An 18,438-nucleotide genomic window follows, 5' to 3' on the forward strand; every position below is an offset into this window, starting at 1 on the left:
TCACATCCGGAATACGCCGTAGGAAACGGACTCCAGCGGCGACTGTCCGACGATCGAAAGTGCCAGCCCGAGAACTGTTCTGGTGTCGGCAGGATCGATCACGCCGTCGTCCCACAGCCGCGCCGTCGAGTAGTACGGGTTGCCCTGGTCCTCGTACTGCTGACGGATCGGTGCCTTGAACTTCTCTTCCTCTTCGGCGGTCATCTCGCCGCGCACGGTCGCAAGCACAGAGGCCGCCTGCTCGCCGCCCATCACCGAAATGCGGGCGTTCGGCCACATCCACAGGAAGCGTGGGGAATACGCGCGCCCGCACATCGAATAATTGCCTGCGCCATACGAGCCCCCGATGACCACTGTCAGCTTTGGTACCCGCGCGCAGGCAACCGCGGTCACCATCTTGGCGCCGTGTTTGGCGATGCCGCCCGCCTCGTAGTCGCGGCCCACCATGAAGCCGGAGATGTTCTGCAGGAACAACAGCGGTGTCATCCGTTTGTCGCACAGCTCGATGAAATGCGCACCCTTCAATGCCGATTCGGAGAACAACACGCCGTTGTTCGCCACGATGCCGACGGGATGGCCGTGTATGCGGGCGAACCCGGTCACCAGCGTGCTGCCGTAATCGGCTTTGAACTCCGCGAATTCGCCACCGTCGACGATTCGGGTGATGACCTCGTGCACGTCGTAGGGCACCCGGGAATCGACAGGGACCACGTCATACAGCTCGGTCTGGTCAGCAATGGCGTCGACCGTCGGCGTTACTTCCCACGGCAACTCTGTGCGCGGACCGAGGGTTGCGACGATGCGGCGCACGATCCGCAACGCGTCGCGGTCGTCGTGCGCCAAATGGTCTGTGACACCGGAGGTCTTGGAGTGCAAGTCTCCGCCGCCGAGCTCTTCGGCGGTCACCACCTCGCCGGTCGCGGCTTTCACCAGGGGCGGGCCGCCGAGGAAGATAGTGCCTTGGTTGCGGACGATCACGGCCTCGTCGCTCATCGCGGGCACGTATGCACCGCCGGCCGTGCACGACCCGAGCACCGCGGCGATCTGCGGGATGCCTTCAGCGGACAGGTTGGCCTGGTTGTAGAAGATGCGACCGAAGTGTTCGCGGTCCGGGAAAACCTCGTCCTGGCGCGGCAGGAACGCCCCGCCGGAGTCGACGAGATAGATGCACGGCAGCCGGTTCTGCCCGGCGATCTCCTGCGCGCGCAAATGCTTCTTGACGGTGATCGGGTAGTAGGTGCCGCCCTTCACCGTCGCGTCGTTGGCCACGATCATGCATTCGCGGCCGGATACTCGCCCGATGCCCGCGATCATTCCCGCGCCGGGGCATTCGTCGTCGTACATGCCGTCGGCGGCCAGCGGGGCGAGTTCGAGGAAGGGGCTGCCTGGGTCGAGCAGACCGTCGACGCGGTCGCGCGGTAGCAGCTTGCCGCGGCTGACGTGGCGTTCACGGGCGCGCTCCGGGCCGCCGAGGGCGGCGGTGGCCAGCTTCGCGCGCAGCTGATCGACAAGCGCGAGATGCTCGTCGCGGTGTGATGCGCGCGGTGCCATCGGAAAACCCGTTCGTTTGAGTTAATGACGACTAACTCGTGGTATGTTAGTCACGATTAACCGAAATGTCTACCAGCGGGTGGGAGGAGCCGATGGTCGCGTCGACGCCCGCCACCACGCGCCGCAGCAGGGCGAAGTCGGATCGGCGTAGTCAACTGATCGCCGCTGCCGAGCGGCTGGTGGCTGAGCGTGGGTACCTGGCGGTGCGGCTTGAGGACATCGGTGCGGCGGTGGGCGTCTCCGGGCCCGCTATCTATCGGCATTTCCCCAACAAGGAAGCGCTGCTGGTCGAATTGTTGGTGGGGATCAGCACGCGGCTATTGGCCGGTGCCACTGATGTCGTTGCGCGTGCTGAAGATCCGGCCACCGCACTTGACGGCTTGATCGATTTTCATCTGGACTTCGCGCTCGGCGAATCCGATTTGATCCGGATCCAAGACCGCGATCTCGGCCACCTGCCGCCGACCGCCAAGCGTCAAGTCCGTAAGGCACAAAGGCAATACGTCGAAATCTGGGTCGATGTGCTCACCCAGCTTGACGACACACTCAGCGAAGCGGATGCGCGGCTGATGGCGCACGCTACGTTCGGGCTGTTGAACTCGACCCCGCACAGCGTGAAGCCCGGTGCCGCGAAGACGGCCGAGGCCGGTTCGCGAGCCGTCTTACGAGCAATGACGGTCGCTGCCCTGACCTCGGCCGAATGCGCTGGCCGCTAGGCGTTAATACCAGACTCGTCTGCCGCCGACGGGCCGGCCCACGGACCCGAGGATCCAGAAGATGGCGCCGATCACGAGCAGTACGACCCCGATGTAGGTGAGGATCGAAATCCCGAACACCAACCCTAGGATGAGCAGGATCGCTCCAAGGACAATCATTTCCACTCCATTTCTTCCGAGTTATTGCCTGCCAGTTGATTACTGACTCGGCTGGGGAACATTGCAGTTCGTCACCTTGGGGTTGACACCCGCGTAGTTGAGCGGTCCTGCAACGACCGTCAGCGCGATGCTGCCTGCTGTGGCGCAATTGCTTTCGCCATTCTTGAAGTAGTCGCGCTGATAAGCAGCCACCACACCGATCAGCAACCAGACGAGCACAATGACGCCGAGAATTCCGCCACCTCGCATGCTGCGCCTCCATCCGTGTATGCGCCGCTCACCGGCGCAGATGCGGTTTACCCGCCGGACAATTTCGCTAAACGTACTGCGACGCGCAACCAGATCAGCGTGACGTTGCGGGTGCGAAGGCCTCAAGTAGCCAGTCGCACATGGCTTTGACCAGCACAGCGCGGTTTTCCCGCTTCACGATCTCGTGGCCGTCGTCGTCGAACACCAACAGCTCGGCGCTGCGGCCCAGCGCACGCAATGCGTCGTACATTTGCTGAGACTCGCTGGGCGGGACGTTGGTGTCGTGCAAGCCATGAACCAGCAGCAGCGGCGCGGTCAGCGCGTGCGCGCGCAGCAGCGGCGACAGCCGGTCGAGCAGTTCACGGTCTGCGACCGGGTGTCCGTATTTCGGGTGCGCGGCTGCCGCGATCCACGGCTCGGTGTTGCGGTACCACGTATTCAGGTCGCTCATGCCGCAGATGCTGATTCCCGCGACGAACAGTTGCGGGTGAAAACTCATCGCCGCCTGGGTCAGGTAACCGCCGTATGACCACCCACAGCACGCGATGCGGTCCGCGGCTACGACATCGCGATCAACGAGGAACCCGACGGCGTCGGCGACATCGTCGATCGCCGCGAAGCGCTGTTCTCTGTCGTCGGCGTGCATGAAGGAGCGGCCGAATCCACCCGAGCCCCGCACATTCGGGAGGAACACCGCGATCCCGGCTTCGAGCAACGGCGGGAAGAATTCGTTGTATCCCGGACGGCCCTGGCCTTCCGGACCGCCGTGCAGGAACAGCATGGCGCCAATCGATTCGACGCCCGGCGGCGGGCGGAACAGCCACCCGGTGAACTCCAGCCCATCGCGGGCGCTCACCGTCTCCAGCGTGGGATCCGCTGCGACGGGCCCGCTGCTGGGTTCGCGGTCGACCGGCTCCCATTCGCGGGTGCGCGGGTCGACCAGTTCGACCGTCGGCGGAATCGACGGGCCTTCCACCGTCATCGCCAGCATCGATCCGCCCGCGCTGATGCTCAACTCGCTGGCCACCATGCCCGGCAACGGGATCGGCTCGTGCAGTGTGTTGTCGGGTAATTCGAGGATCTGTAATTCACTGGCGCCGTTGATGTTCCACAACATCGCGACCGTCGACCCGTCGTCGCTGACGGTGAACTCGTCGAGTTCGTATCCCGGACGCTCGGCGACAATGAAGTAGGAAACTCCGTCGGGCGTGGAAGTCACCTCGAGAAGACGCGCGTGGTCGGCACCGTTCTCGCTACGGATCAGTGCGCGCACATACCCTTCGGCGCTGTTGAGCCCGTAGGTCTTGGCCGGGTGGTACAGCTCGGTGAGTTCACCTTCCAGGCCCGCCCGCAACCGACGCGGACTGTGATCGTCGAGAATGATCCCTGCATCCGTGGTGGAGCCGGGATCGTATGGCAGCAGCGCGATTTCGGTCAGGCCGCGGAGCATGATCAGATCGCGGTAACCGCGCGGCCCGACACGCACCAATGATGCGCCGGCCCAGGCGTCGACGAGCCTGCCGCTCGAGCGTCGGTCGAGCACGACCGTGGTGCCGTCGGTGGGGTCGATCAGACACGAGCTGCCCACGCCGTCCTCACCGGTGAGAATCGCGGCGACCTGAGTGCCGTCCCAGGCGATCAGTTCGGCGGTACCTTCAAGCGCGCCTACGGGCCACCGGTCGATCCGCCTGGCGTCACGGTCGTCGGGATCAGTTGTCACTACCCAGATCTGAAGGCGCGTGCCGCCCTCGGGCGCTACCTCACATGCCAGCCAGTGCCCGTCAGCGGAATGGAGAACACGGGTGACGGCACCTTCGACGGGCAGCTCTACGTCACGTGAGGAACTCGCCCGCCAGCCACGCAGGAATCGCTGCACCGCCCGCGGGTAGCCGCCGTCGTCGACGATGTGGGCGAACGCGGTCGCATCCGGCGACATCGAGGCGCCGTAGATCCGGCGGACGTGTTCTCCCATCGTGTCGATTCTGCCTCGTCAACCACCAGCCAGCGGCGCGCGACTCACATTGAGCCAGGTCGGTGGAGGTAACGGCCGACTGAGCGGGTGCACAGGTACCCTGCAGCCATGAGGTGGGTATGACCGAGTCACCACGCCGCGACGGGACCGAGCCGACCCAACGGCTGCCTAACAGCTACCCCGGATACACGGACCCGGCCTATGCGAGCCAGGCGCCCTACGGCCCCACGTACCAGGCATCCAATCCCACCGAGCAGCTCCCGGCGTACTCGCCCTACGGCTACGACCCCTATGCAACCGGGCAGTTCGGCCCGGGCGAGCCGCCCCAACAGCCTCAGGGGCCGAAGGCTCCGCGATGGTTGTGGCTGGTGGCCGCGATCGCGGTATTGCTGGTGCTCGGCCTGGTCATTGCGCTGGTGATCATCAACAGCTCGCGGCAGGACACCGTCGTCGCGCCGCTTCCTTCGCTGCCGGAGCCCAGCCTCACGACGCGCACCCCGACCACGACCTCGCGCACGCCGACGGTCCCGGTTCTGCCAGTGCCGACGCAACCGACGCAGCCGACGCGGCCGTCACCGACCACGTCGGCACCGTCTGGCGCGACGCAAACCGTTGTTTATTCGGTCACGGGCGACGGCCGCGCCATCAACATCACCTATGTCGACACCGGCGGCGTGCTGCAGACGGAGTTCAACGTGGTGCTGCCGTGGAGCAAGGAAGTGCAGCTGGCCAGCCCGGCCGAAAGTTCGGCCAGCGTCAGCATCATCAACGTCGGCCGCGAGGTGTCCTGCACCATCAGCGTCAACGGTTCGCAGGTTCAGCAGCGCACCGGCACCGGACTCACCATTTGCACGGGCGCCGGTTAGACGGCCACCGCCCTGCGCGGCACTTGCACGAACAGCATCGCGCTGAGACCCGCAGCGAGTACCAGAAGCAGACCGGCGATACCGGCGCGGTCGGCGCCGAACACGGCGACGAAAGTGGAGAACAAGAACGGAGCCAGCGGCGCGACGGCCCGGCCGGTCATCGTGTAGAGGCCGAACGCCACACCCTCCTTGCCGTGAGCTGTTATCCGCAACAGAAGGGTGCGCGCCGATGATTGCGTCGGCCCGATGAAAAGGCACAGCAGCAGCCCGCAGACCCAGAATGCCGCGGCACCGGACACCGCCATCAGGGTCAGGCCAACGGCGATCATCGCGGCGAGCGAAGTGACGATGACGGTCTTTGAACCGACGCGGTCGTCGAGCAACCCGCCGAGCACCGCTCCCACCGCGGCCACGATGTTGGCCGCGATCCCGAACAGCAGCACATCCGCCGCGGAAATGCCGTACACATTGACGCCGAGCACCGCGCCGAAGGTGAACACACCGGCGAGCCCGTCGCGAAACACCGCGCTTGCAAGCAGGTAGTAGACGACGTTTCGGTCGCGCCGCCACTCGGCGACGAGGTCCGTCCACAACTTGCGGTAGGCGCCGAGCACGCCGGTCGGCGGCGGCACCGGCTGCTCGACGTCGACCGGCGGCGGCGGAACGAGAAGCACCGGCAGCGCAAAGGCGGCCATCCAGACCGCGGTGAGCAGCATGGCCGCGCGAACGTTCTGCCCGTCGGCGGTAGAGACGCCGAAAAACCCGCCCGTGGGGCCGTCGGCCATGAATCCCACATAGACGATCAACAGCAGCGACATACTGCCGACATAGCCTGCGCCCCAACCGATTCCAGACACCCGGCCAGCCGTCTCGGGAGTGGTCAGCTGCCGCAGCATCGCGTTGTACGGCACACTGGCAAGGTCGTTGCACGCCGCCGTCAACCCAAGCAGCAGAAGGCCTGCCCATAGGTAGCTGGAGTCGTCGCGGATCAGGCTCATTGCCGATGTCAGCAGCACGACGATCGCGGTGAGGAACGCCAGCGTGCGTCGCCGTCGATGCGGCCTGTCGACCCACACGCCGGTCACGGGGGCGAGCACGGCAACCACCGCCCCGGAGAAGAACAAGGCCCAACCGAGCAGGCTCGCCGGGCTGGTGCCCCCGGGCAGGTCGTCGCCGACGGTACGGGTCAGGTAGACGGAGAAAACGAAGGTTACGACGATCGCGCCGACACCGGTGGAGCCGCAGTCCCACAGCGCCCACGCCAGCACCCGCAACCGCCCCGCTGTTTGCGCGGGCGGCCGGCCTGAATCGGGTGGGCCGCTCATGGTCCGCCCACGATATAGTCCCGCCCATGCCAGTACCCGCTCCCAGCGCGGATGCCCGCGCTGTCGTCACGGGCGCGTCGCAGAACATCGGCGAGGCGCTGGCCATCGAGCTTGCCGCTCGCGGGCACAACCTGATCGTCACGGCGCGCCGCGAGGATGTGCTGCGAGCCCTGGCTGACCGGATCACCGAGCAATACGGGGTGATCGTCGAGGTTCGACCGGTGGATCTGGCCGATCCGGCCGAACGCACGAAGCTGTGCGACGAGCTGGCGGCACGCGAGATTTCGATCCTGTGCGCGAACGCCGGGACGGCCACGTTCGGGCCAGTGGCGGCCCTGGATCCCGCCGGGGAGAAGGCGCAGGTTCAGCTGAATGTCCTTGGCGTGCATGACCTTGTGCTCGCCGTGCTGCCGGGGATGGTTGCGCGTAATGCGGGTGGCATCCTGATTTCCGGTTCGGCAGCGGGCAATTCGCCGATACCGAACAACGCGACGTATGCGGCGACGAAGGCGTTCGTCAACACGTTCAGCGAGTCGCTGCGCGGGGAGCTCAAGCGTGCCGGCGTACACGTCACGCTGCTGGCGCCCGGCCCGGTGCGGGAAACGCTGCCCGATGAGCACGAGCAGTCGCTGGTGGAGAAGCTGATCCCGGATTTCCTGTGGATATCGACGGAGTACACCGCGAAGTTGTCGCTGGATGCGTTGGAGCGCAACAAGATGCGCGTCGTGCCGGGTGTGACGTCCAAGGCGATGTCGGTGGCCAGCGGGTACACCCCACGCGCCATCGTCACGCCGATCGTCGGCGCGGTCTACAAGAAACTCGGCGGCGGCTAGCGCCGGCGTTGCGCCTCGCCGGTTTCTGCACCATGTGACGACTTTGGACCGTAGGCACGAGATTGCACTCAGGGTCGTTACTCCTTAGCTCAAGGCCAATCCACAGCCCTGAGTGCAATCTCGCGGCTAGCGCCGGCGGCGGCCTGTGCCGAAGATGCTGCGGGTGATCTCGCGGCCGAGGACTGTGCCCGCGGAGCGCAAAGCGCTCTTGAAAGCCGAGCTCTCCACCACCTTTTCGACCATGCTGGGCTCGGCCGTATCACGCGATCTCACCTCGCCCTCGGCGGGCGGCAGCCCGACCGGAGCCTCAGCGGCCGGCGGGGGCGCGGCCTCGGGGGGCGCCAACCGCGCGTTCAGCCGCTCATAGGCGGAGTCACGGTCGACGGTCTGACCGTACTCTGCCTGCAGTGGACTGGCTTTCGCCGCCGCGGCGATTGCGTCCGGTCCAATGGTGTCCATCAATGAGCGGGGCGCACGCATCCGCGTCCATGCCACCGGCGTCGGCGCACCCTTCTCCGAGAGCACGGTGACGATCGCCTCGCCGATGCCCAGCGACGTCAACGCCGACTCCAGGTCGTACACATCGGTTTTCGGGTAGGTGCGCACTGTCTTCGCGAGCGCCTTCTGGTCGTCTGGGGTGAACGCGCGCAGCGCATGCTGAATTCGCGCACCGAGCTGGCTGAGCACGTCGTTGGGGACATCGGTCGGCAGCTGCGTGCAGAAGAACACGCCAACACCCTTGGAGCGGATCAGCTTGACGGTCTGCTCGACCTGCTCGAGGAACGCCTTGGACGCGTCGGTGAACAGCAGGTGCGCCTCGTCGAAGAAGAAGACCAGCTTGGGCTTGTCGACGTCGCCGACCTCGGGCAGCGTGGTGAACAGATCCGCCAGCACCCACATGAGGAACGTCGAGAACATCACCGGCCGGGCGGCCTGATTGCCCAGCTCGAGAAGGCTGATGATGCCGCGGCCCTGAGCATCCGTACGCAGCAGAGCCGTGGGCTCGAGCTCAGGCTCGCCGAAGAATGTGTCGGCGCCCTCGGCCTCGAGATTGACCAGGGCACGCAGGATGACGCCCGCCGTCGTCGGCGACACCGCGCCAAGGGCCTTCAGCTCGGGCTTGCCATCGTCGCTGGTGAGGTACTGAATGACTGCGCGCAGGTCCTTGAGGTCCAGCAGCGACAAACCCTTCTGGTCGGCCCAGTGGAAGATCAGGCCGAGCGTGGACTCCTGGGTAGCGTTGAGCCCCAACACCTTTGACAGGAGAATCGGCCCGAAGCTGGAGATCGTCGCACGCACCGGAACCCCGATGCCCGACGTTCCCAGCGACAGAAACTCGACCGGGAAGGCGGTCGGCGTCCACGAGTCACCGGTGTCCTTGGCCCGCTGCTCGCTCTTGTCGTTGGCCACGCCGGGCTGCGACAACCCCGACAGGTCGCCCTTGACGTCGGCCATCACCACCGGCACACCGGCCGCCGACAGCTGTTCGGCCAACACCTGGAGTGACTTCGTCTTGCCGGTGCCGGTCGCGCCCGCGACCAGGCCGTGGCGGTTGACCATGGCCAGCGGAATCCGCACCTGCGCGGTGGGGTCACACGTCCCGTCGACGACGACGGCGCCGAGGTCCAATGCCTGTCCTTCGACGGCGTAACCTGCGGCGATCTGCTGTGCGGGGGTGGCTGCCGACTCGGTCGTCATGGTTCGCAACACTACTGGCGTGTCGGGTGCCGTTGGCGGGTAGTTGTCGGGTGTGGGAATACTGTGAGCGCTGTGCGTGACGAACTGGTGTGGATCGACTGTGAGATGACCGGCCTGGATCTCAAGACCGACCGGCTCATCGAGATTGCGGTGCTAGTCACCGACGCCGAGCTCAACATCCTTGGCGACGGCATCGACGTGGTCATCCACGCCGACGATGACGCGCTGACGTCGATGATCCCGGTCGTCACGGAGATGCACACCCGATCGGGCCTGATCGAGGAGGTGCGCGCGTCGACAATCGACGTCGCCGCCGCCGAGGAGCTGGTGCTCGACTACATCCGCACCCACGTCAAGCAGGCCAAGACCGCTCCCCTGGCAGGCAACTCGATCGCCACCGACCGCGGGTTCATCGCCCGCGACATGCCCAAGCTCGACGACTACCTGCACTACCGGATGATCGACGTGAGCTCCATCAAGGAGCTCTGCCGGCGCTGGTACCCGCGCATCTACTTCGGCCAGCCGGAGAAGGGGCTCGCTCATCGCGCGCTGGCGGACATCCACGAGTCGATTCGCGAGCTCAAGTACTACCGGCGAACCGCGTTCGTCCCCCCGCCAGGGCCGGCGACCAGCGATATCGCGGCGATCGCCGCCGAACTGGGAACGAACGACGGTGACTCCGACGTTATCGATTCGGCCGCGGAACGCCCGAGCGGCTAATATCGACGGGCCGCTTGTCCTCACCGACTCGCGGAGATGGTGGCTGTAGTTCAGTTGGTAGAGCACCAGGTTGTGATCCTGGATGTCGCGGGTTCGAGTCCCGTCAGCCACCCCAAAGATCCCCGGCCGTCGGCCGGGCTCTACTTAATGCACCGTCTGGGCGGGCGGAAGCGTCGGCCTGAACTGACCAGGCCTCGCCGGCGGGAGCGTCGGCTTCGTCGAATCTCCCTCGTCGGAACCGATGAACGAACCATCCGACGCGTAGTAGTCGCACGTCTGGGCGCCGGAGCCGGCCAACGGCTTGTAGCAGCAGCTGTACAAAATCTCGCCGCCTAGCTCGCTCGAGGTCCACGTGCCGCCCAGACCGTGACATTGAGCCTCGACCTGCGAGGGCAGTTCTGCGTGAGCGGCCGGCGCGGCGATGGCCATCAGGCCGGTGATCGCACCTGCCGCGATGAACGCGGCGGGCACCAGCCGTCGCGAATGGGTTGTGTTCATAGTCGTCCCTTTCGTGTGGGTAGTAGCTGCGCCTCGGCGAGGCGCCAAGTGAATGAGGGGCGGCGATGTGCAGAGGTGACACATTTCTCGGGCGAAGTTCGCACCACCGCCGCGCGAAAAGTTCGTGAAAAACCGTCACCCCATTCGCGCGTGATGACTCCAACAATCGACGGCGGCCCGCCCGGGGCCGTCATGAAACCAAGGAGTCACACCATGAAGCACTTCCGTATCGCGTCACTGATCGGCGGCGGCGCAATCGCCTCCGCTGCGCTCGTCACCCTGACGGCGCCGGCCGCCCAGGCCGTCACGCCGCTTGCGGCCGACCAGAGTTTCTGCCAGTTGATCGGAGGCACATTCACCACCGAGGTATTCGGGGGGCAGAGCCATTCGACCTGCACGTTCAACGTGGCTACGGCCACCCATCATCTTCGCTACGAAAACGGCCTATTCACCGGTTCGGACTAGTGGCGAACGTGGCTGGCCGATCTCCCTCGGATCGGCCAGCCGAGCCCCTCTTCGGATTACGATCACGTCTTATCCCCGACCGCATTAGCTGGGGAGCGCTTTCATGACTGCACTGCCGGACTGGGACGTCGCCAGTGACGCCGAACTTGCGTGCGCCGCTGCGGCCGGCGATCGGGACGCATTTGCAGAGATCTATGACCGCTACGCCGACCGGTTACATGACTTCTGCATCGGCATGCTCCGTAACCGCGACACCGCGGCCGATTGTGTGCAGGACACGTTCTGCATAGCCGCTACGCGACTGCCTCAGCTGAAAGACGGCGAAAAGCTCCGTCCGTGGCTGTACTCCATAACTCGCAACGAAGCCCTGCGCTATATCCGCGCGGCTGGGCGCGAAAGGATCTCCGACGAGATGCCCGAAACGGTGTCGAACGAACCGGGGCCGGATGTCCTGGCAGCGCGCAGTGAGCTGGCCGATCTGGTTGCGGCTGCTGCCGGCGGGCTTTCCGATCGCGACCGCTCAGTGCTCGAGATGACGTACCGCCACGGCCTCGACGGGCCGGAACTGGCTCAGGCACTTGGCGTCAGCCACTCCAGCGCCAAGAAGATGGCACAACGCCTTCGGGAAACGGTCGAGAAATCGCTGGGTGCGCTCCTCGTATCGCGGCGCGCCATCGACCACAACGGATGCGCGGACTTGAGGACGATTCTCGACGGCTGGGACGGGAAATTCACCGTGCTGATGCGCAAGCGAATTGCGCGTCACATCGAATCATGTGCCGATTGCGATCAAGAGCGCCGCCGCCTGCTCAATCCGGTCGCATTGCTCGGCGCCGTCCCCGTGTTCATCCCCGCCCCCAAGTGGCTACGCGAGCACACCTTGAACAACATCGAGCTTCCGGGGAATTCAGCGCCGAGCGCCCAGGCTGGAGGCAAAGATGCAACGGAATCCGGTTCCACCAACCCGGCTGCGGACAAGCTCAGGCGATGGCGTCGAATCGCAATGACCGCGGGCGTTGTGGCCGCGATCATGGCAGCCGGGACCGGCTTGACGATTGCCTGGATGGTCGAGCGGTCGCCGAAGATCACCCCTGCAAACCTCACCAACACCGTGGCACCACCCACGTCCGCGCGAAATCAGATGAGCCCCAACGTAGTCGGTCCATCGCCAACCAATGCGCCGACACCTATCGAGACGCCGACGACGACGGCTCCCACCGCGCGGACGACCGAGCCGTCGCCCCCGCCGAGCACCGGCGCGACGACCACGACGGCGGGTACCACGTCCCAGCAGTTGCCGGTCCCAACAACCAATCCGCCCACGAGCGCTCCGACGAAGACCACGTACACACCACCGGCCTCGGAGAACCCGACCACTACGCAGCCCCCATCGAGCGTGCTGAAGCCGACGAATCCGGTATTCCGGCCGACGGCGACTGTGATCAAGCCGGCCCCTGTGACCACCACCCCGCCGATACTGCAGTAAGCCAGACTCAGTCCGAAGCGGCGGCCACCAGCCGAGCCGGAACCTTGTCCCCGAACAGACGTGCCGCATTGCCGTACGACACCTTTGCGCGGGTGGCCTCGTCCATCGGATACGACGCGATGAAGTCCGCACCGTCCTTGTTGTCGTCCATCGGGTAGTCCACCGAGAACATGACGCGGTCTGCGCCCATCACCTCGAGGGTGCACGCGAAGGCAGGCGGTGAGAAATTGCCGCTCGTCGTCACGTAGAAGTTGTTGCGCAGATACTCCGACGGCAGCCGCCGCAGCTTTCCGCCGCCGTCGCCGCCGAGCCCGTAGTACCTGTCGGTGCGAAACGCCGAGAACGGCAACATCTCTCCGAGATGTCCGAGGATCATCTGCAGGCGCGGATGGCGGTCGAACAGACCGGAGTAGATCAGCCGCAGCGCATGCGTGCCCGCCTCGACCGCGAACCCCCACGAGGCGAGGTGCAGGCCGTCGTCGACGTACGGCGCAAACCACGCGTCCATCACCGCCGGGTGCGGCGTCGTCGGATGAAGATAGATCGGCACACCCAGCGTCTCCGCGCGCTCAAAGAGATCCTCGTACGCTGGATCGTCCAGATATCGGTCGTGGGTGCGGCCGTTGACAAGCGCGCCCGCGAAGCCGAGATCCGTGACGGCGCGCTGCAATTCCGCCGCGGCGGCGTCCGGGTCCTGAGTGGCCAGCGTCGCGAAAGCACCGAAGCGGTCAGGGTTTTCGCGTACCGTCTCGGCGAGGTCGTCGTTGGCGCGGCGCGCATAATCGACCGCACGCGCCACGTCGTCGTCCTCCTGCACGCCCGGGTCGAACAGCGACAGGATCTGGAAGTCGATGCCTGCAGAGTCCATCTGCTCGAGTCGCAGCGGGCCGCGGTCATACAGTCGGTCGTAAGCGGTCGTGTTGTTGGACCGCAGCCACGTCGCAACGACGTTGTCCGCGCTGACCGGGTCCCACGCGTAATGCTCCTCGAGCGCAATTAACGGCACGGCCAGGAGATTACGCGCTCAGACGTTGGCGTTACCGGCTTTCCACTGCTCCCACGGAATGTTCCAGTCGCCAAGACCGTCGGTGCCAGGCAGCGTCGATCCGACGGTGTTGATCACCTCGACGACATCGCCGCGTTTGGTGTTGTCGTAGAACCAGATCGCATTGCTCGGGCTCACATTGAGACAGCCGTGACTGGTGTTCGTGTTCCCCTGGCTGCCGACCGACCACGGCGCGGAGTGCACGAAGATTCCGCTGTAGCTGATCTGCGTCGCCCAGTCGACGTCGGTGCGATATCCGTTGGGAGAGTTGACCGGAACGCCGTATGTCGACGAGTCCATGATGATGTGGGTGTACCGATTGCCTACGAGGTACACGCCGTTGTTGGTCGGCGTGCTGTTCTTGCCCATCGAGGTGGGCATCGTCTTGACGACCTCGCCGTTGCGCCGGACGGTGACGATCTTGGTGTCGTCGTCGGCCGTCGCGATGACCTCGTCGCCGATGGTGAAGTGTGAGGTGATGTTCTCCTGACCGAACAGCCCGTCGCCGAGGTCGACGCCGTAGGTGTTGACCTGAACGTCGACCGTGGTGCCCGGCTTCCAGTAATGCTCTGGGCGCCAGCGCACTTCGCGGTTGTTCAGCCAGTAGAAGGCGCCCTCAACCGGCGGGTTGGTGGTGATCTTGATGGCCTTCTGAGCCGCCAGCCGGTTCGGGATGTTCTCGTCGAACTGGACTGCGACGGGCTGGCCGACGCCGACGACCTCGCCCTCGTTGGGCAGCACGTAGGCCATCGTGAGGTTTTCCGGCGAATGCGTCTGGAAGGTCATCTGCTGGCTGGTGACGCCACCGAGGCCCAGCGACTGCGCGTTCAACGTGTAGCGCTTGTTGTAGCCAAGCGGCTCGGCCGTCGTCCAGGTCAGGCCGTCGGGGCTCAGCTTGCCGGCAACGGGCTCCCCGTTCTCGTTGGTCATGGTGATCGGGCCCAGCACGCCGTCCTCGGCGCTGACCGTCACTGGCGACTCGACGCTCACACCGACGGCGCCATCCTTGACCGACGCAGTGAGCTTCGGCACAAGCAGGTCGCCGTAAGGAGTGCCCTTATCGGTGATGACTTGAGGCTTCGGTGGAGCAGCGGGGCTGCTGCAGGCGCCCAGCCCGAGCACGACGGCAGGCAATAGCGAAATCGCCAGCCATGCACGCATTCGGCGCGGACGGGCCACTGTTCGGACCTGCCACATTCTTTGCTCCACCTCGCAACCAGTACTCACTCGTAGACCATTCTTGGCAATAGTCTAAGGGCAAACTTAACTAGGGGCGCGACTGCGGCGTCGCTCCCAGGAGGTGCGAGCGGTCGAATTTCACCCTTGCCGCAAGGCCTGTTATTGTCGCACACGCAGCGCCGTTAGCTCAGTTGGTAGAGCAGCTGACTCTTAATCAGCGGGTCCGGGGTTCGAAACCCTGACGGCGCACTCAGCGTGATAAATCGCTACGAGACCCGGCCCGCCGGGGCCCGCGTGTCCGGGAAGCGGCGGTGCAGTCCATCGATCAGCCGATGCGCTTCATATAGCTCGCGCCGCAGGCCGCCAGCCCTTCGCCGCACGGCAGCGCCAGCACGGCCCTGTACCGCGTGCGTCCGGCTCTCGACGGATTCCAACTTGTGCGAGATGTCCTCGACCTGTTGGTGCAGCGCCTGCAGCAGCTCTCTGGCCTGTGCGGTGTCGGCGTCATCGGTCACGCGGTCATCTTCACATCCACAGCGATGATGCGCGCGACCAGGGTCGACCGTCGCCAGTGATCGGCTATCTTGATCCTGTTGCCTTCGCACTGACCCCGCCGTACCTGCATGAATCGGCGCCCACCGCCTCGGAGATGTGCTACCACTCACATAACCCGACTTATGTCACGAATCCACCATGAGCTTGCATGAGTAACGGATTTTGCAGGTAGACGGGGCCGGACGGCAGATATCCTGCGCAAAGGCAATAGCCGGTGCTACACTGCGGATTAGCTAGAACGCACTACAGGCCTGTGAGCCGGTGGTCGAAGGTACGAAACGAGGTCTTAGCTGATGTCGCAGGGTGGCGCAGCGTTTCCGACTGAGGCGTCGGACATGCATGCGGCCGATGACGTAACTGCGCAACGGCCGGTGCTCGTACTCAGCTGCAGCCGGCTTGGCCGCGTCGCCAATCCTCCCAGCTTCTCCTTCGCCGACTGGTTCCGCCCCGGACGTCGCGGCTGACTCAATCCGTCAGCGCTGACGGATTCGCCGAACGACGATCACGACAACCACGACTCCGACCCCGGTCAGTGAAATCGCCACGGCCGGCTTCTTGACGAATCGCAGGACCCCCGCCTTGATGTCGTCAGCGATCCTGCGTGGGTTCGCCCGCTCGGCGAGGGTATCGACCGTGGACGCCAACTGGTCGCGAGCCTGATCGATCTCCTGCTTGATGACATCGGGATCCCGGTCCGCCACTGTGCCCTCCAAGTCGCCGTCCTGCCGCACTACCCTAGATCAGCCCGCGCGCATTGACGCGCACCGGTCGAAGAAGGGACACCACCGCATGCCGCAGACCTCGCGCCTTCAAGTGGGCGATAAAGCCCCCGCGTTCAGCCTGCCCGACGCCGACGGCAATACGGTCAAGCTGTCGGATTACAAGGGCCGCCGGGTCATCGTGTACTTCTACCCTGCCGCCGCGACGCCGGGATGCACCAAGCAAGCCTGCGACTTCCGCGACAGCCTCAGCGAACTGAACGGTGCCGGGCTCGACGTCATCGGCATCTCTCCCGACAAACCCGTCAAGCTTGCGAAGTTCCGTGACGACCAGAAGCTGACCTTCCCGTTGCTCTCGGATCCGGATCGCAAGGTGCTCACCGAATGGGGTGCCTACGGCGAGAAAACCATGTACGGCAAGACCGTTCAGGGCGTCATCCGTTCGACGTTCGTCGTCGACGAGAAGGGCAAGATCGCCGAGGCGCAGTACAACGTCCGCGCCACCGGCCACGTCGCCAAGCTACGGCGCGACCTGTCCGTCTGAGCCCAGGTACGCCAGCAGCAGCGCCTCAGCCGTCGCGGCGCGCTCGAGAACCCCGAGGTGCAGGCTCTCGTTGATGCTGTGGGCCTGTGTCGCAGGGTCTTCCACGCCAGTGACCAAGATTTTCGCCGACGGAAACGCCGCGGCGAACTCGGCGATGAATGGGATCGAGCCGCCGACCCCGGTGTCGACCGGTTCCGTGCTCCAGGCCTGCCGGAACGCAGCACGCGCAGCCTCGTACACGGGGCCGCTGGCATCGATCGCGTAGGGCTGGCCGATATCACCGGGCGTGACGGCGACCTGTGCACCCCACGGCGCGTGCTTTTCGAGGTGGCGGGTCAGCGCGGCGAGGTGTTCACGCGCGTCGCCCCCGGGCGCCACCCGCATACTGACTTTGGCGCGCGCCCGCGGGATCAAGGTGTTCGACGACTTGTCGATCGGTGTGGTGTCGATGCCGATGATCGTGATCGCCGGCTTCGCCCAAAGTCGTTGCGGCACTGAGCCTGAACCGATTTCGCGTACACCGTCGAGTAGGCCGGCCTCCTCGCGGACGCGTTGCGGCGAGTAGTCGACGTCTGCGGCGGTTCCTTCGTATAGTCCTTCGACTGCGACGTTGCCGTCGTCGTCGTGCAGGCTGGCCAGCAGTCGCACCAGCACCGAGAGCGCGTCGGGCACCACGCCGCCCCACAGTCCTGAATGCAGGCCATGATCCAGCGTGGCGACCTCCACGACGCAATCGGCAAGCCCGCGCAGCGACACCGTCAGCGCCGGAACATCGACGCTCCAGTTGTCCGAGTCGGCGATGACGATCACGTCGGAGGCCAGCGCGTCGCGGTGTGCGGTCAGCAGCGCCGGCAGTGACGGCGAACCGGATTCCTCCTCACCCTCGACGAAGACCGTCACCCCGACGGGCGGGTTACCGTCGTGGGCGCGGAACGCGGCCAAATGTGTTGCGATGCCGGCCTTGTCGTCAGCGGAGCCGCGACCGTAGAGCCGGCCGTCGCGTTCGGTCGGGACGAACGGCGGCGAGTGCCACTGCGTGTGATCGCCTTCCGGCTGTACATCGTGGTGGGCGTACAGCAGCACCGTCGGCGCCCCTGGCGGGGCCGGGTGCCGGGCGATGACGGCCGGTGCGCCGCCCTCGCTGACGATCTGCACATCGCCGAACCCCGCGTCCGCCAACAGTTTTGCGACCGCATCGGCGCTGCGGTGGACTTCTGCTCGGCGCGCCGGGTCGGCCCACACCGACTCGATGCGCACCAGGTCTTCGAGGTCGCGCCGCACCGACGGCAACACCTCGCGGACGCGCTGAACGAGATCACTCATGCAGCCGAGGCTAGCGGGTCACCGTATTAGCGCGAGCGCGCAGCCTGGTACACAAATTCGGCCTAAAACCGTACCTAACTGAGCGCTCGACGCATTTCCGTGATCCAGGCCGCCCCGGCTCGCCCGTACTAACGCTCCTCGAGGATGGCGACCGCCGCGGCGGTATCGGCCTCGTGCGTCAACGACAGATGGATCGTCACGTCCTTGAGATGCTCGGCGATCGCGCCGGTGAGGCGCACCTTCGGCCGTCCCCACATGTCGGTGATGACCTCGATGTCGCGGTGGATGCCCTCGGGCAGCACCGGCCTCTTGGAAAATCGCGAACCCGACCACGCCTTGATGACGGCCTCCTTGGCCGCCCACCGGGCGGCCAGATGCCGTGCCGCCGACGAGCTCTTGTCGGCGGCGTCACGGCGCTCACCGGGCGTGAACGTCTCGGCGAAGACGGTGCCGGGCTGGTCGACCTGCTCGGCGAAATCGGGAATGGAGACCAGGTCGATCCCCACCCCGACTACCGCCATGCCGCAGACGCTAT

20 protein-coding genes and 2 tRNA genes are annotated in these 18,438 nt (G+C 65.5%); 9 read left to right on the plus strand and 13 right to left on the minus strand.

Annotated elements, in window-relative coordinates; translation table 11 throughout:
- Positions 1-1,551, minus strand: coding sequence for a carboxyl transferase domain-containing protein (locus ACWW36_RS28240; RefSeq protein WP_456139213.1), 1,551 nt, complete (start codon positions 1,549-1,551; stop codon positions 1-3).
- 92 nt (positions 1,552-1,643) lie between these two features.
- On the opposite strand from ACWW36_RS28240, the gene ACWW36_RS28245 reads away from it, so the two are divergent.
- Positions 1,644-2,267: an SACE_7040 family transcriptional regulator gene (locus ACWW36_RS28245; RefSeq protein ID WP_456142658.1), complete on the plus strand. Its 624-nt coding sequence runs from the start codon at positions 1,644-1,646 to the stop codon at positions 2,265-2,267.
- A 3-nt stretch (positions 2,268-2,270) separates the two neighbouring features.
- On the opposite strand, the gene ACWW36_RS28250 is transcribed toward ACWW36_RS28245, so the two are convergent.
- The 3 genes from ACWW36_RS28250 to ACWW36_RS28260 all read right to left on the minus strand — a co-directional run bounded on the left by ACWW36_RS28250 (position 2,271) and on the right by ACWW36_RS28260 (position 4,647).
- A complete protein-coding gene (locus ACWW36_RS28250; RefSeq protein ID WP_456139214.1) occupies positions 2,271-2,426 on the minus strand; it encodes a hypothetical protein in 156 nt (51 codons plus the stop codon).
- A 39-nt stretch (positions 2,427-2,465) separates the two neighbouring features.
- Positions 2,466-2,675, minus strand: a complete 210-nt coding sequence (locus tag ACWW36_RS28255; protein ID WP_456139215.1) for a hypothetical protein — start codon at positions 2,673-2,675, stop codon at positions 2,466-2,468.
- A 94-nt stretch (positions 2,676-2,769) separates the two neighbouring features.
- Positions 2,770-4,647 (minus strand): alpha/beta hydrolase family protein, encoded by a 1,878-nt coding sequence (locus ACWW36_RS28260; RefSeq protein WP_456139216.1) that lies wholly within the window; start codon positions 4,645-4,647, stop codon positions 2,770-2,772.
- A 119-nt stretch (positions 4,648-4,766) separates the two neighbouring features.
- Here ACWW36_RS28260 and ACWW36_RS28265 point away from each other — a divergent pair, with 119 nt between their 5' ends.
- A complete protein-coding gene (locus ACWW36_RS28265; RefSeq protein ID WP_456139217.1) occupies positions 4,767-5,513 on the plus strand; it encodes an MmpS family transport accessory protein in 747 nt (248 codons plus the stop codon).
- Here ACWW36_RS28265 and ACWW36_RS28270 read toward each other — a convergent pair.
- A complete protein-coding gene (locus ACWW36_RS28270) occupies positions 5,510-6,838 on the minus strand; it encodes an MFS transporter (RefSeq protein ID WP_456139218.1) in 1,329 nt (442 codons plus the stop codon). The two genes, ACWW36_RS28265 and ACWW36_RS28270, sit on opposite strands and share 4 nt — an antisense overlap.
- A gap of 26 nt (positions 6,839-6,864) precedes the next feature.
- On the opposite strand from ACWW36_RS28270, the gene cmrA reads away from it, so the two are divergent.
- Positions 6,865-7,671, plus strand: a complete 807-nt coding sequence (cmrA, locus tag ACWW36_RS28275) for a mycolate reductase (protein ID WP_456139219.1) — start codon at positions 6,865-6,867, stop codon at positions 7,669-7,671.
- A 126-nt stretch (positions 7,672-7,797) separates the two neighbouring features.
- Here the strand turns inward: cmrA and ACWW36_RS28280 are convergent, their stop codons facing one another.
- Positions 7,798-9,369: a helicase HerA-like domain-containing protein gene (locus ACWW36_RS28280; RefSeq protein WP_456139220.1), complete on the minus strand. Its 1,572-nt coding sequence runs from the start codon at positions 9,367-9,369 to the stop codon at positions 7,798-7,800.
- 72 nt (positions 9,370-9,441) lie between these two features.
- Between ACWW36_RS28280 and orn the strand changes: the two genes are divergently transcribed.
- Positions 9,442-10,089 carry an oligoribonuclease gene (gene orn, locus ACWW36_RS28285; protein WP_456139221.1) on the plus strand — a complete coding sequence of 216 codons (648 nt, stop codon included), beginning with the start codon at positions 9,442-9,444 and terminating at the stop codon, positions 10,087-10,089.
- Between the two features lie 39 nt (positions 10,090-10,128).
- Positions 10,129-10,204: transfer RNA gene (locus ACWW36_RS28290), tRNA-His, on the plus strand.
- Positions 10,205-10,233: 29 nt separating this feature from the next.
- Here ACWW36_RS28290 and ACWW36_RS28295 read toward each other — a convergent pair.
- Positions 10,234-10,587: a hypothetical protein gene (locus tag ACWW36_RS28295; RefSeq protein WP_456139222.1), complete on the minus strand. Its 354-nt coding sequence runs from the start codon at positions 10,585-10,587 to the stop codon at positions 10,234-10,236.
- Between the two features lie 213 nt (positions 10,588-10,800).
- Here ACWW36_RS28295 and ACWW36_RS28300 point away from each other — a divergent pair, with 213 nt between their 5' ends.
- Complete coding sequence (locus ACWW36_RS28300; protein WP_456139223.1) at positions 10,801-11,052, plus strand: hypothetical protein; 252 nt, start codon at positions 10,801-10,803, stop codon at positions 11,050-11,052.
- Positions 11,053-11,155: 103 nt separating this feature from the next.
- Positions 11,156-12,538, plus strand: a complete 1,383-nt coding sequence (locus ACWW36_RS28305) for a sigma-70 family RNA polymerase sigma factor (protein WP_456139224.1) — start codon at positions 11,156-11,158, stop codon at positions 12,536-12,538.
- A 7-nt stretch (positions 12,539-12,545) separates the two neighbouring features.
- Here ACWW36_RS28305 and ACWW36_RS28310 read toward each other — a convergent pair whose 3' ends face one another.
- Both ACWW36_RS28310 and ACWW36_RS28315 read right to left on the minus strand, forming a co-directional pair.
- Entirely contained in the window at positions 12,546-13,544 is a 999-nt protein-coding gene (locus ACWW36_RS28310; RefSeq protein ID WP_456139225.1) for an amidohydrolase family protein, read from the minus strand.
- 18 nt (positions 13,545-13,562) lie between these two features.
- Positions 13,563-14,780 (minus strand): L,D-transpeptidase, encoded by a 1,218-nt coding sequence (locus ACWW36_RS28315; RefSeq protein ID WP_456139226.1) that lies wholly within the window; start codon positions 14,778-14,780, stop codon positions 13,563-13,565.
- Between the two features lie 158 nt (positions 14,781-14,938).
- Between ACWW36_RS28315 and ACWW36_RS28320 the strand changes: the two genes are divergently transcribed.
- Positions 14,939-15,011, plus strand: a tRNA-Lys gene (locus tag ACWW36_RS28320).
- 17 nt (positions 15,012-15,028) lie between these two features.
- Here the strand turns inward: ACWW36_RS28320 and ACWW36_RS28325 are convergent.
- Positions 15,029-15,277, minus strand: a complete 249-nt coding sequence (locus tag ACWW36_RS28325) for a hypothetical protein (protein WP_456139227.1) — start codon at positions 15,275-15,277, stop codon at positions 15,029-15,031.
- A 513-nt stretch (positions 15,278-15,790) separates the two neighbouring features.
- Entirely contained in the window at positions 15,791-16,018 is a 228-nt protein-coding gene (locus ACWW36_RS28330; protein WP_456142659.1) for a DUF3618 domain-containing protein, read from the minus strand.
- Positions 16,019-16,106: 88 nt separating this feature from the next.
- Here ACWW36_RS28330 and bcp point away from each other — a divergent pair, with 88 nt between their 5' ends.
- Positions 16,107-16,580, plus strand: a complete 474-nt coding sequence (bcp, locus tag ACWW36_RS28335) for a thioredoxin-dependent thiol peroxidase (RefSeq protein WP_456139228.1) — start codon at positions 16,107-16,109, stop codon at positions 16,578-16,580.
- On the opposite strand, the gene ACWW36_RS28340 is transcribed toward bcp, so the two are convergent.
- Complete coding sequence (locus ACWW36_RS28340) at positions 16,557-17,903, minus strand: M20/M25/M40 family metallo-hydrolase (protein ID WP_456139229.1); 1,347 nt, start codon at positions 17,901-17,903, stop codon at positions 16,557-16,559. The genes bcp and ACWW36_RS28340 overlap by 24 nt on opposite strands.
- Before the next feature lie 128 nt (positions 17,904-18,031).
- Positions 18,032-18,424: a holo-ACP synthase AcpS gene (acpS, locus tag ACWW36_RS28345; protein WP_067805904.1), complete on the minus strand. Its 393-nt coding sequence runs from the start codon at positions 18,422-18,424 to the stop codon at positions 18,032-18,034.
- Positions 18,425-18,438 lie beyond the last annotated feature (14 nt).

This window comes from Mycobacterium sp. MMS18-G62 (assembly GCF_053877835.1).